General features: G+C 60.8%; 7 protein-coding genes. 4 read left to right on the top strand and 3 right to left on the bottom strand.

Annotated features, from left to right (window positions below; all coding sequences use genetic code 11):
- Positions 1 to 4 precede the first annotated feature (4 nt).
- On the bottom strand, positions 5 to 1933 hold the full coding sequence (gene urtB / locus ACERHN_RS13465) for an urea ABC transporter permease subunit UrtB (protein ID WP_415919531.1): 1929 nt from the start codon (positions 1931 to 1933) through the stop codon (positions 5 to 7).
- Between the two features lie 85 nt (positions 1934 to 2018).
- Complete coding sequence (gene urtA / locus ACERHN_RS13460) at positions 2019 to 3260, bottom strand: urea ABC transporter substrate-binding protein (protein WP_415919530.1); 1242 nt, start codon at positions 3258 to 3260, stop codon at positions 2019 to 2021.
- 773 nt (positions 3261 to 4033) lie between these two features.
- Here urtA and ACERHN_RS13455 point away from each other — a divergent pair.
- The 3 genes from ACERHN_RS13455 (at position 4034) to ACERHN_RS13445 (ending at position 10821) form a co-directional block, all read left to right on the top strand.
- Entirely contained in the window at positions 4034 to 7636 is a 3603-nt protein-coding gene (locus ACERHN_RS13455) for a beta strand repeat-containing protein (RefSeq protein ID WP_415919529.1), read from the top strand.
- A 69-nt stretch (positions 7637 to 7705) separates the two neighbouring features.
- Positions 7706 to 9454, top strand: coding sequence for a type I secretion system permease/ATPase (locus ACERHN_RS13450; RefSeq protein WP_415919528.1), 1749 nt, complete (start codon positions 7706 to 7708; stop codon positions 9452 to 9454).
- Positions 9451 to 10821 (top strand): HlyD family type I secretion periplasmic adaptor subunit, encoded by a 1371-nt coding sequence (locus ACERHN_RS13445; RefSeq protein ID WP_415919527.1) that lies wholly within the window; start codon positions 9451 to 9453, stop codon positions 10819 to 10821. The genes ACERHN_RS13450 and ACERHN_RS13445 overlap by 4 nt, the downstream gene beginning before the upstream one ends.
- An 8-nt stretch (positions 10822 to 10829) precedes the next feature.
- On the opposite strand, the gene ACERHN_RS13440 is transcribed toward ACERHN_RS13445, so the two are convergent.
- Entirely contained in the window at positions 10830 to 11750 is a 921-nt protein-coding gene (locus ACERHN_RS13440) for a LysR family transcriptional regulator (protein ID WP_415919526.1), read from the bottom strand.
- Positions 11751 to 12108: 358 nt separating this feature from the next.
- Between ACERHN_RS13440 and ACERHN_RS13435 the strand changes: the two genes are divergently transcribed.
- Positions 12109 to 12909 (top strand): penicillin-binding transpeptidase domain-containing protein, encoded by an 801-nt coding sequence (locus tag ACERHN_RS13435; RefSeq protein ID WP_415919525.1) that lies wholly within the window; start codon positions 12109 to 12111, stop codon positions 12907 to 12909.
- Positions 12910 to 12912 lie beyond the last annotated feature (3 nt).

Here is a 12912-nt window from a genome sequence, read left to right as displayed (position 1 = left end):
TGGATCACTCCGCCGCGGCGCGGCCCTTGGGGGCGACGATGCCCTTGGGACGGAATTGGATGAAAAGGATGATGAACAGGATCATGTAGGTTTGGGCCGCCAGCGTGTTGGACGGGTTGAGCCATTCGATCCCCTTTTGCAGGAACCCGATCAGCCCGGCCCCGGCCAGCGCGCCAAACACCGATCCGACCCCGCCGACCACAACGGTCATAAAGCTCTGAACGATGTAATTCGCACCCATCTCTGACGTCACCTGGGCATAGAGGCCGATGCCGACACCCGCGACACCCGCGATGCCCGACCCCAGACCAAAGGTCATCATGTTGATACGGTCGGGATTGATGCCCATGGACGCGGCCATGCCCGGATTTTGCGTGACCGCCCGCACCTCAAGGCCAAGCCGGGTGCGTTTGAGGATATAGAGCAGCGCCAACAGGAATATCAGCGCCAGCACGAAAATCGCGATACGGATATAGCTGATCTGGATCACGTCAGAGATCACCAACGCCCCGCCCAGCCAATCCGGCGATGTCAGGGGCCGCGCCTGGGTGCCAAAGATGTTCTTGGCGATCTGTTGCAGCGCAATCGAGATGCCAAAGGTCGCAAGCAGGGTTTCGAGCGGGCGGTGATAGAGATGACGGATCACAAGCCGTTCCATCGTCACGCCCGCGCCAAAGGTGACGGCAAAGGCCAGCGGCAAAGCGATCAGCAACGAAACCGTGTAATCCGGCACGAACAATTGCACGACATAGCCTGTATACGCGCCCATCATGATGAATTCGCCGTGGGCCATGTTGATCACGCCCATCTGCCCGAACGTGATTGCAAGCCCGATTGCGGCGAGAAAGTAGATCGAGGCAAGCGACAGCCCGTCAAGGCTCAGGTCAATCACCTGTGCCCAGCCCACGCGCGTCTCGATGGATGCGAGCGTGTCGCGCGCCGCATCCGTGACCCGTTGGTCAGGCTCTGCGTAGATCTCAAAGAACGTGAACGCATCAAGCGCCGCCGCCACATCCGCGTCACTGACAAAGGCGGGCACCGTACCCGCGGCGGCAAGTGTGGCATACGCTTCGAGCCGGTTCGCGTCCGTGTTCAGTTGCGCAACCGGCATCCCCCCGACACGTCCGTCCGATACATTGGCCTCGAGTGCGGCGCGCACGTCCTGCGGCGTGATACGGCCCGGCGCGAGATCGGCAGAGACCAATTCGGCATAAAACGCCGCCGGATCGGATTGCGGATCGCGGATGCGGGCAACGTTGCCCTCGGGCGTCTCTGGTGCGACACCTGTCGATGTTGTCAGGATCTGGTTCAGAACGGCCCGTGCTTCGACAGATGTGTCGCCGGACAGGCTTTGGATCGCTGCAACACGCGCATCGGTGTCTTCGCCAAAGCGGGCGGTCAGAAAGTTCACCAACTGTATTTTGCGGGCACGTATCCCGGGATCCGTTTCACCCTCCAAAGACGCCACAAGCAGCGGCAGCTGCGATGCGTCCGCCCGGCGGCCAATGCTTTCAAGTGCGGCCGCCCGGCGCGCCGGATCGGGATCGGACAGCTGGAACTGCACCAGGGCGGTCGCGATGACGCGCCGCACCCCGCCATTCGGGCGGATTTGCGTAAACCCGTCTTCGGACGCGGTCGTCTGCGCCCCGGTATCAATGTCGGTCAGCTGCAATTGACCGTCGTCTTCGCTGGCAATGAAGAACAGTCCCGACGCATCCTCGCGCCAGACGGACCTGTCGGCCCACCTCTCCAGGAACACCGGCACTTGTGGCGATCCGAGGTCGACAAGATCGTCCAGAACCACGGCGACAGAGTTGCGCGACGGTTTGGCGACCTCCTCTGCGTGGACCTGCAGCACCGATTGAACGTCTTGCGCCAAAACGGAACATGCGGTTGCCACAAGCCACGTGAAGGCAAGCAGGACACGGGTCATAACGAACTTTCGATGGGACGGAAGAAGGGTCAAGCGAGGACCCTGAGCGCACAAGGTGCGGCGCGCTCAGGGTCAGGGCGTGTGATCAGTAGTTGGAGGTCAGCTGGACACAGGTCTTGGTTTCGGAATTGTACATCCCGCAGCCAAGCTCTTTCCAATCGGAGACGAGAACCGCGCTCTCCGGGAGGAAGTCGGTCCATGCATCACCCGGCACTTCTTCGGTCTGGGAGATGATGTCGAACTGACCATCGGCGGTGATTTCACCAATCAGCACCGGCTTGGCGAGGTGGTGGTTCGGCAGCATCACGGCTGTGCCACCTGTCAGGTTCGGGAACTCCTGACCGTACATGGCCTCACGCACGGCATCCACGTCCGTTGTGCCTGCGTCCTTGACCGCGTTCACCCACATGTTGAACCCGATATAATGGGCCTCCATCGGGTCATTGGTCACGCGCTCTGCGCCCATGGCATCTTTCCACGCGCTGACCCATTCGTCGTTGGCGTCGCTTTCCGCGGACTGGAAGTAGTTCCAGGCGGCAAGGTGACCGACAAGGTCCGTCGTGTCGAGACCGGAGAGTTCTTCTTCACCCACCGAGAAGGCCACGACAGGGATATCGTCCGCAGAGATGCCCGCCGCTGCCAGCTCTTTGTAAAAGCCGATATTGGCGTCGCCATTGATCGTGGAAATCACGCCCACCTGGCTGCCATCCGCGCCAAGTTCGACGACATCGGCGACGATCGTGGACCAGTCGGAGTGACCGAAGGGCGTGTAGTTGACGAAGATGTTTTCTTCGGCGATGCCCGCGTCGATCAGGTATTGTTGCAGAATGTTGTTGGTTGTCCGTGGGTACACATAATCGGTGCCCAACAGCGCGAATTTCTCGACCCCAAGCTCTTCGAGGAAGTAGTCGGTCGCGGGAATGGCCTGCTGGTTCGGCGCGGCACCGGTGTAGAACACGTTGCGCGAGCTTTCTTCGCCCTCATACTGAACGGGGTAGAACATCAGGCCGTTCAGCTCTTCGAGCACGGGAAGTGCGGATTTGCGCGACACGGATGTCCAGGCGCCGAAAATCACGTCAACCTCGGACACGGTCAGCAGCTCACGCGCCTTTTCGGCAAAGAGCGGCCAGTCAGAGGCCGGATCGACCACAACCGCTTCGATCTCACAGCCAAGCAAACCGCCCGCTTCGTTTTGCTGCGCAATCAGCAGCTCCATCGTGTCCTTGAGCGTCGTTTCCGAGATTGCCATCGTGCCGGAGAGCGAGTGCAGAACACCAACCTTGATCGGGTCGGCGCACTCTGCGTAGGCGGCCGTCCCGGCGAACATACAAGCCACGGTGGCAGAATACGTGAACGTCTTTGAAAACTTCATTTGGGTATCCCCATCTGGCGCGCGGACAGACAGAGGCGTCTTGACGAACACGCCGCCAATCCCCAAATCGTTCCACACAGCGTTTGTTGTAGCTGCGAACGGGTTCGATCCTGCAAGACTGGCCCGTTCGTAGCGCCCCATCCAAGAGCACGCAGACTTTCGGTTTTGCGCATGGGGTGCGACAAGTTCGGGCTGCGAAGTTTCTCATCACACTCTGATACGTGCTTAAATTTGTTGCGCTGAGGCCTGCATGTTCCAATTTTTAGGCGGCTACATCACGGATAAGCCCGCGGAATGCGCGACAGGGCTCAAGTTCGCCCCACTCAGCGGAGGCTGTGCACGATCCTGCGCCACAGTGTGAACGCCCACCATGGATGTGTAGAGGCTTGGGCGATTCCCATCCGCGTGATGTGAAATCAAAGGCGTCCCCCACAGGTCACTTTGCAGCGTTTTGCACAGATCCCAACCACTCAAATGCGGCAACGTTTTCGTGAAAACACGTTAACGATGCAAAATTGGATGTATCCACCACACCAAAATTTCCCAATGTTTTCAATACAGATAACCTCACACCCGTCACGTGAGCCGTGAGTATTTCCAGAGGTTATGACCACCATTCAGAGCAAGAATTTCAAAAAACCCTGCACCCGCACACCTGATGGAACGGCGGAGAGACCAACAGCCTGGTTCGATCTTCGCCATATCTTAATCACTTGCGGAGCCTCGCTATGCTATCCGAACTTCTTGCCAGCTTGCGCGCCAGACTGCTGACGACCTCGTCACTGGCCCAAGAAACTGTCCGCGATGGGCAGACCCTCACAAACGGCTTTTTCCAAAGCGTCGTTGTGGACAACACCCCTGCTTTCATCCTGAACAATGACCTCGCGCGTTTCCTCAACTTTGGCCAGGTCGAAACCAACAATGCCGACGCCGCGGTGTCCGTCGACGCCGATGATGTGCAGGTTTTCAACTTCCGGTCGGGCAGCATCGATGCCAACGGCTCGGGCGCTGCCGGGATCGAAGTCACCGACGGCTCCAGCGCCGCCATCCGCAACTTTGGCAACATTGCCGGTGAGCAAAACGGCGTCGAATTCAGCGGCGCAAACAGCTCGGGCACGCTCGACAATTTCCGCGGCGGCGTGATTTCGTCAGACAGCCGCGCCGTCGAAATCGAAGGGGCTGGCATCAGTGTCCGCAACTTTGGCGACATCGTGGGCACCGGCAACCAGCGCAATGGCACCATCTATACCAACGCCACAGCCGAAGATGTCAGCATCTCCAACTTCACCGGTGCGACGATTGACACCGGCGAAGGCAACCGTGGCGCGGGCATTTCGTTGCAGGTCGGTGACGAAGTGGGAGACGTGGTGTCCAACACCATCTTCAACGGCTTTGACGCCACCATCCAAGGGCGGGGCCAGGCGGCACCGAATGCAAGTGGCGCAGGTGACGGCATTCGCATTGACGACGGCGCAGACGGCGCGGTGTCCGACACCGATATCGTCAACAGCGGCCTGATCTCCACCGACAGCAACCAAGGCACCGTGGCGGGCATCCGCATCGCGGACGGCGTTGCCGCCGAAGGTCGCATCCTCAACACAGCCTCTGGCACGATCGAAGGGGCGCGCAACGGCCTGTATATCGGCGAAGGCGAACATGACCTGGATGTACTGAACTTTGGCACGATCCAGTCCGGCAGCCGGGCGGTCAACATCGACGGCACGGGCGTGGACCTGCTGAACGGTGGCGACATCCTCGGCACGGGCGACCAGCGCAACGGCACGGTCTATGCGGACGGCACGGCGGATGACTTTTCGGTCACCAACATCGTCACGGGCACGATTGACGCCGGGACCGGCAACCTCGGTTCGGGCTTCGCCGCCGAAATCGGTGGTGCCGCAGACGGTGCTAACACGTTCGACATCGACAACTCCGGTACGATCCAGGGCCGCGGCAACGGCGACGCCGCCACGGGCCTTGCAGGCGACGGTGTGCGCATCGGGAATGCCGGCAACACCGGCACCTTCAACGGCTCCGTCACCAACACCGGCGACATCCTGTCCGAAGGTGCAAACGGCACCGTGGCCGGTTTCCGTTCGGTGAACGGCGTGAACTTCCAAGGTACGCTGACCAACGCGGGCACCATCGCAGGCGTCCAGAACGGCGTGTATTTCGGCACGGGCGATCACTCCGGCGGCTCCTTCGTCAACACCGGGTTGGTGTCGTCCGACAGCCGCGCGCTGAACATTGATGGCACAGGGCTGACCGTTGAAAACGCCGGTACGATCCTCGGCACCGGTGATCAGCGCAACGGCACAGTTTATGCCGATGGTACGGCCGACGCCTACACCTTCACCAACACAGGTCTGGTCGACGCAGGCATCGGCAACAACGGCTCTGCCGTGTCGCTGCAAACGGGCGATATCGCCGGTGACGTTGTGTCCGCTGCGGTCTTCAACGAAGGTATCCTGCAGGGCCGCGGCGATGCGGTAGAAGGCAACACGGTCGGCGATGGCCTGCGTCTCTTCAGCAACCAGGAAGACGCCAGCTTTGCCGGTCTGGTGCAAAACGAAGGCATCATTGCCGGGTCCGAAGACAGCGATGCTGCCGCCGGTATCCGCATTGATGGTGGTTTGAACCTGCTGGGCGCGATCATCAACGAAGGCCAGATCAACGGCACCGTGAACGCCATTGATGCGCGCGAAGCAGGTGACGTGACTTTCGTCAACGATGACGAAGGTGTGGTAAATGGTAATGTGTTGCTTGGTGACGGCGGCGACATCGTTGTGGACCTCGGTCAGATCAACGGTGTCGTCGACGGCGGCGCAGGCGATGACGTTCTGATTGCCGGTGACGGCGACAACGTGATTGTCGGCGGTCTTGGCAATGACTTCATCGAAGGCGGCGACGGTTTTGACACCGCTGACTTCTCGGATCTTGACGTGGCGGTCACGGTTGCGCTTGACGCAAACGGCAACGGCACGGCAACCCGGGAAACAGGTTTCACCGTTTCGGTTCAGGATGTCGTGGTCGGTGCGTCGTTGCAGCCCACGCCAAACATCGATGGTGCGGCTGGTTTTGTCGCAGAGGCCCTTGCCGGGAACCTCTACTACAACCTCCACACAGCCGACTTCCCCGGCGGCGAAATCCGTGGACAGTTCTATGTGGTCAGCGACACAGGCCAAGGCCATGACCGCGTCATCGAACTGGCCGCATCGCTGGATGCCGCACAGGAACCCGGACCCACATCCGACAGCGACGCAACAGGCGAAGCCACGCTGACCATCTCGTTCAACGAGCAGGGCGAAACGCTCTATTCGTCCGAGTTGAGCGTGACGGGTCTGAACGAAGCGGACCTGTTGACCCCGGTGCCCGGTGTCGTGTCGGCCATCCACCTGCATAATGCACCAGCAGGGATCAACGGCCCGATCGCACAGGATACGCTGGTTGATGCCGGTGCTGTCATCGACGGGACGGCCAGCCTGGGTGTCTCGGGTGCGGACGTGATCGACGAAGTGGTCGAAACCGACATCCTCAGCTCGATCGAGCGCGTGGTGGGGTCTGACGACATCGACACGGTTGACCTGAGTGCCTTCAACGGCGTGACCATCGATCTGGACGTGAACACGCCCCAACCCGGTCCCGCCTCGCAAGAGGGTGTCATCCGGGTGGACGGCGACGTCGTGGCCGAAGTGGTCGATTTCGAGAACGTCCGGGGGTCGGGCGGCGACGACCTGATCCTCGGCAACAATGAAATCAACGTTCTCGAAGGGCTGGGCGGCAATGACAGCATCCATTCCTTCGGCGGCGCGGATACCATTGATGGCGGCGACGGCATCGACACGGCACTGTTCTCTGCCGGTGCGGGCGTTGTCGTGGACCTCGACGAAGACGGCAATGCCATCGCCCGGATCAACGCCCCCGACGGCGCGCTGATCGACACGGTTCTCAATTTTGAGAACATCAACGGGTCGAACAACGCAGGCAGCCCGAACGGCGGCGCTGACATCCTGTCCGGGAACTCTGGTGCCAACCAGCTGAACGGTCAGGCAGGCGATGACATCCTGAACGGTGAGGGTGGCGACGACATCCTGATCGGCGGCGAAGGCTCTGACACCTTCACCTTCGCCGGCGTGTTCGACGATGACGTCATCAACGACTTCGAAGTGGGCATCGACCGTTTGGACTTTACCGATTTCGGCGAAGACTTTGCCGATCAGATCGACGTGCAGTCCACCGACAACGGCACCCTTCTGAGCCTTAGCGACAACGGGTCTGTCTTGCTGGCAGGCGTAAACAACTTCGGCTTCGAAGACGATTTCGTCAGCTAAGCACAGCACCTCAAAGGGATGGCGGCGCAGGTCGCCATCCTTCTTTCACCCTGAAAAGAGATCACCCAAATGTTTCAGAAAAAATCCACCGTCACATCCGCATGGAGCGCACTGCGCCCCGGATTTCTGTCCATCGGCTTCTTCAGCCTGATTTTGAACGTCCTCATGCTCGCCGGTCCCCTCTATATGCTGCAGGTCTACGACCGCGTGCTCACCAGCCAGAACATGGATACGCTGATTGCCCTGACGATCCTGCTGGGCGGCGTCTTTGTGGTGACGGGTCTGCTCGACCTGATCCGCATGCGCATTCTGGGTCGGTTGGGGGCGCGGTTCGAGTTGTCGATTGGCGCGCCGATCCTGCAATCGTCGATCCGGCGGCAGGTGCAGGGCGCGACCAAAGCGGAAAACCCTGCCGCGGACGTGAACGGGCTGCGCGATTTTATCTCGGGTCCCACACTCATCGCCTTCTTCGATGCGCCGTGGATCCCGCTTTACCTCGGGGTGCTCTATGTCCTGCACCCGTATCTCGGTGCACTTGGCCTTGGCGGTGCGCTGGTTTTGACCGTCATGGCCCTGATCAACAACGCCCGTTCTGCGGACGTGATGCAGGACGCCAGCGCCGCGCGCGCCCGGTCCGACAGTTTGTTCACCGCAAGTGAGCAAAACGCAGAGCTTGTCCACGCCATGGGTATGACTGGTGATCTCGCCCGTCGCTGGACGGCTCTGCAACTTGATGCCCACCACCTGAAAACACGCGTTGCCGACCGTATCGCGAGCTTTTCCGTGGTGTCCAAAACCCTGCGCATGGCGCTGCAATCGGGGATGCTGGGCCTTGGCGCCGCGTTGGCGGTAGCGGGTGAAGCGACGGCCGGTGTGATGATCGCGGCAACCATCGTGTTGTCCCGCGCACTTGCCCCGATTGATCAGTTGATCGGGCAATGGCGGACATTCCTTGCCGCACGCGGATCTTACAAGACCCTGCGCGCCCTGTCCGAAACCTATCCCCAACAGCCCAAACGCCTGTCGATGCCGCGTCCGCAAATATCGCTGAACGCCGCCATTGCGCAGGCCGGTCCCCCGCTGGCCAAGAATGCGACCATCGGCGGGATCGAATTTGCCCTTTCGCCGGGCGACGTGGTGGCCGTGATCGGACACAGCGGATCGGGCAAGTCGACGCTCGCGCGTATGCTGGCCGGGGTCTGGACGCCACAACGCGGCACCATCCGGCTCGACGGGACACCGATGGACAAATGGGACGCAGAGGAACTGGGCCAGCTGATCGGTTACCTGCCGCAGGACGTGCATCTGTTTGATGGCACCATCCGGGAAAACATCGCGCGCTTTTCGACCACCATTGATGACAGCAAAGTTCTGGCCGCGGCCATGGCGGCGGATGTGCACGGGCTCATCAGCAGCCTGCCGGGCGGTTATGACACCGAACTTGGCAATGGAAATCACCTGTCGGGCGGGCAACGCCAGCGGATCGCATTGGCGCGCGCGCTTTATGACGATCCGTTCATCCTCGTTCTGGATGAGCCGAATTCCGACCTCGACAGCCAGGGCGAGGGCGCATTGCGCGATGCCATTCGCGGCGCCAGCGCACGCGGTGCCATCACCTTTGTCATGACGCACCGCCCCAGCACATTGGAAGCCGTGAACAAGGTCCTGACCCTCAACAAGGGGACGCAATCGGGTTTTGGTGACCGGGATGACATCCTGCGCCCGCGCCAGGAGGCGCTGCAAATGCCCCAAACCGCCGCCGCACAACTGGCCGCGCTGCGGGCCCAGAAATCCACTCAGAAAGGAGCCGCACAATGACACATGCGCTCACATCCGCCCCGCAAACATCCGTTCTGCGCCTCGAAGACTACAACCGCATTCAAAACAAACCGTCCGGGTCCGGCATCAGGGGTTTGGTCCTCTTTGGCCTGCTGGTTGTCTGCGGCTTTGTGGGTGGTGCTGCCTATTGGGCCAGCGCGTCCAAACTGGACGGCGCCGTGGTCGCCCCGGCGTCCTTCGTGGTCGAAGGCAACCGCAAGACCGTCGAACATCTGGATGGCGGCATTGTGCGGACGATTGCCGTGCGCAACGGCGATCTGGTTGAGGCCGGGCAAACCCTGCTGGAACTCGACAGCACGGAACTTGGCGTCGATCTTGATGTGATCAAAAGCCAGCTTGGCGACCTGATGGTGCGGCGCGCCCGCCTTCTGGCGCAGCTCAACGACACCGACCGTTTCGACAAACAGGATGTCAGCGCAGCGTTGAATGTCCCGCTGGACACTTCAGAATGGGAGGCTTCATTCACCACCCAAAAGCTCCTGTTTGATGTCGAACGCCGATCGCGCGTGGCAGAGCGGGCGCTGATGGATCAGCGCATCTCGAACCTCGAGGATCAGGTGCAAGGGCTTCAGGCGCAACGCAACTCGAACGCGCGTCAGCTGGAGATCACCCGGCAGGAGCTGACCAACCTGCAAACGCTGCTGGACAAAGGGTTGGTCGCGGCGGCCCGCGTCAACGGACGCCGGGTCGAGGTTGAACGTCTCAACGGGGTTGATGCGTCCCTGGCCACGCAAGAAACGCAAGCGCGCAACCAGATCAACGAATTGCGCCTTGCCGCGATTGGCACACAGACGTTGCGGGACGAAACCGCGTCTGCGGAACTGGCGCAGGTCGAAGCCGCGCTTGCGACGCTTGCGCCGCAATACACCGGGGCCAGCGAACGGCTCAAACGTGTTGCGATCACCGCACCCGTCAGCGGACGCGTTGTCGAAATGACCGTGTTCACCGCCGGTGGCGTCATCCGTCCGGGCGTGCCGATCCTCGATATTGTTCCGGTCGACCAGCCCCTTATTGTCGAAGCGCGCGTGGACACGTCCGACATCGAAAAACTGCACATCGGGCAATCATCGCGCGTGCGCCTGTCCGCCTTTGACCAGGGCGATGTGCCCGAAGCCGAAGGTCGGATCGTCGACATTTCCGCCGACAGTCTGGAGGACGACCGGAGCGGCCAGTTCTACTATCTCGCCCGGATCAAGTTGGACGCGGTGCAAACCGACGAGATTGCCGCGCTGGAATTGGTGCCGGGGATGCCTGCGGATATCTTCGTCAACACCGGCGAACGCACGGCGCTCAGCTATCTGGCGCAACCGCTCAGCGAACGTCTGGCCCGGACATTCATCGAATGACGCGCAGGTCACGCCCCGAATGTGGGCGTGACCCCCTTGGGTGGGTTGCGCTGGATATAGGCGCCGATCTTGGCCAGCAACGGTTTGCGCGGACAGTTCAGGCGCGACGCAGCACCCAGGTTTCTCAGGTTCCCCGGTGCCTCAAACGGCACGAAAGACATCGGCCACGCATCCTCGCGAAACTGCTCTGCCGCAAGGGCCGACACGATGGTGCAATCATCCGAATGGCAGATATGCCGGCAGATCGTCTCAAACCGCAGCGCGGTCAGATCGAACCGTTTGGCCGCGCGCGCGGCGGGGTCGGGTTGTGGCAACCGATCCTCCAACCCGTAGCCAAAGGAATGCGGCAAGCGGATGAAGTCATGGACCGGCACGTCCTCGGGCCGGATGGATGTCAGCGTTTCAAGCGGGTGCCCGCGGCGCATCCCCAGATAAAGCGGTTCGGTCCAGATCGAGGTGAAATCCAGCGTCGGATTGTGATTGAGCTGCGCCACAAGGGCCACGTCCAGCGTGTGGTTTTCGACATCCTTGAGCATGTTGTGCGGCAAATCTTCGATCATCGTCACCCGCATGCTCGGGAACAACTCACTGAAAAGTTCGGAGAAATACTTGGTGAGGTACGGCGCCAGTGTCGGCGTCAAACCGATCAGGAACGGCACCGCTTCGGGATCGCGAAATTCGGTCGCGGCATCCTTGATCTTTTGCGCGCCGTTCAACATGTCTTCGGCAATTGCGACAACCCGTTCGCCAAGCGCGGTCAGACGGGTTTCACCGCTGGCCCGGATGAACAGGTCCGCGCCAAGTTCCTTTTCCAGCTTCCGAATTTGGTTGGACAACGCAGGCTGGGACACGTTGCACAAATCGGCCGCGCCGCTAAAGCTGCCCAGCTTTGCAACCGCTGCCACGTATTCCAGGTCTCGCAAATTCATTCGGGTTCGCTGTGTCTTGCTGGCATTGTCCTCTGGTGTCTTAGCGGACAACGCATGCGGTGGGTGCATTAAAACAGGTATGTGAAGAAACGTGTATATGCCGCGATGCACATCCGTTTGGTTGCCGCGGCCGCCAAAACACTGGGGGGGGGTGCACGTCGCCGCGCCATTGCAGACCATGTCGTAGAGGACGAAAAACCGGCAGGTGCTGTCCAGCCGACGCCAAATCTGGTTTAGTCGCACTATGCCAGCATTCCGCATCGGACTGACCGCGCGGCGGCGCGACACAAAACGCAGGCGGATCAATAACGTGCCGACGAAACCACGCAAATTCTCGCAGTGCCGCATCAGGGGCGCTTTGCGACGCGCGCTGATTGTCGTTCTGATCGCTCTTGGCATCCGCACGCCCGCCTTGGCGGATCCAATTGACGTCGCCAATCTGGTTCAGGCCGCAGGTGGCGACGCAACCCGGATTGCGCTTGTCATCGAACGCACATCCGATGGGCAGAGATGGACCGCCAATCCGGTCCGGTCCGTACAGCGATTTTCACCCGCATCCACGTCCAAGATCCCGCACACGCTGATCGCGCTGGACGCCGGGCTGGCCACGCCGGACACGGTGTTCGCATGGGACGGCGTGCCAAGGTCTGCACGTGTGTGGAACCAGGACCATACGCTGCGCACCGCGTTTCAAAAGTCAGTCGTGTGGGTTTTTCAAAGGATTGCCAAGGCCGCCGGCCCAGGGACCATGTCCGACGGCTTGACCCGCTTTGGTTACGGTAACATGCGCATCGGCACACCCGACCAGATCACGACCTATTGGCTGGACAACACGCTGCGGATCTCGGCCCAAGAGCAGGTGGTGTTTCTGTCAAAGCTTGCATCAGAAACCCTGCGCCTGTCGGGCAGCACCTATGCGGCAGCGCGGGACATGATGGTCAGTGATAAAACGAACCATTGGGTGATGCGGTCCAAGACGGGCTGGTGGTACAGCAAGACAGACATGGACATCGGATGGTACGTCGGTTGGCTGGAATGCACCGAGGACACGTATGTCTTTGCGCTCAATATGGATATGCCGGACACGCGTGCGCTGTCAAAGCGCCGGGGCATCACCTATGCGGTTCTGGAGCGGATCGGCGCCTTTGACTGCACCTGACGC

Origin of the sequence: Tateyamaria rhodophyticola (assembly GCF_047777875.1) — a bacterium.
Lineage (GTDB): Bacteria > Pseudomonadota > Alphaproteobacteria > Rhodobacterales > Rhodobacteraceae > Tateyamaria.
Note: the sequence above shows the minus strand (reverse complement) of the source record. Positions and strands in the feature narration are given on the sequence as shown.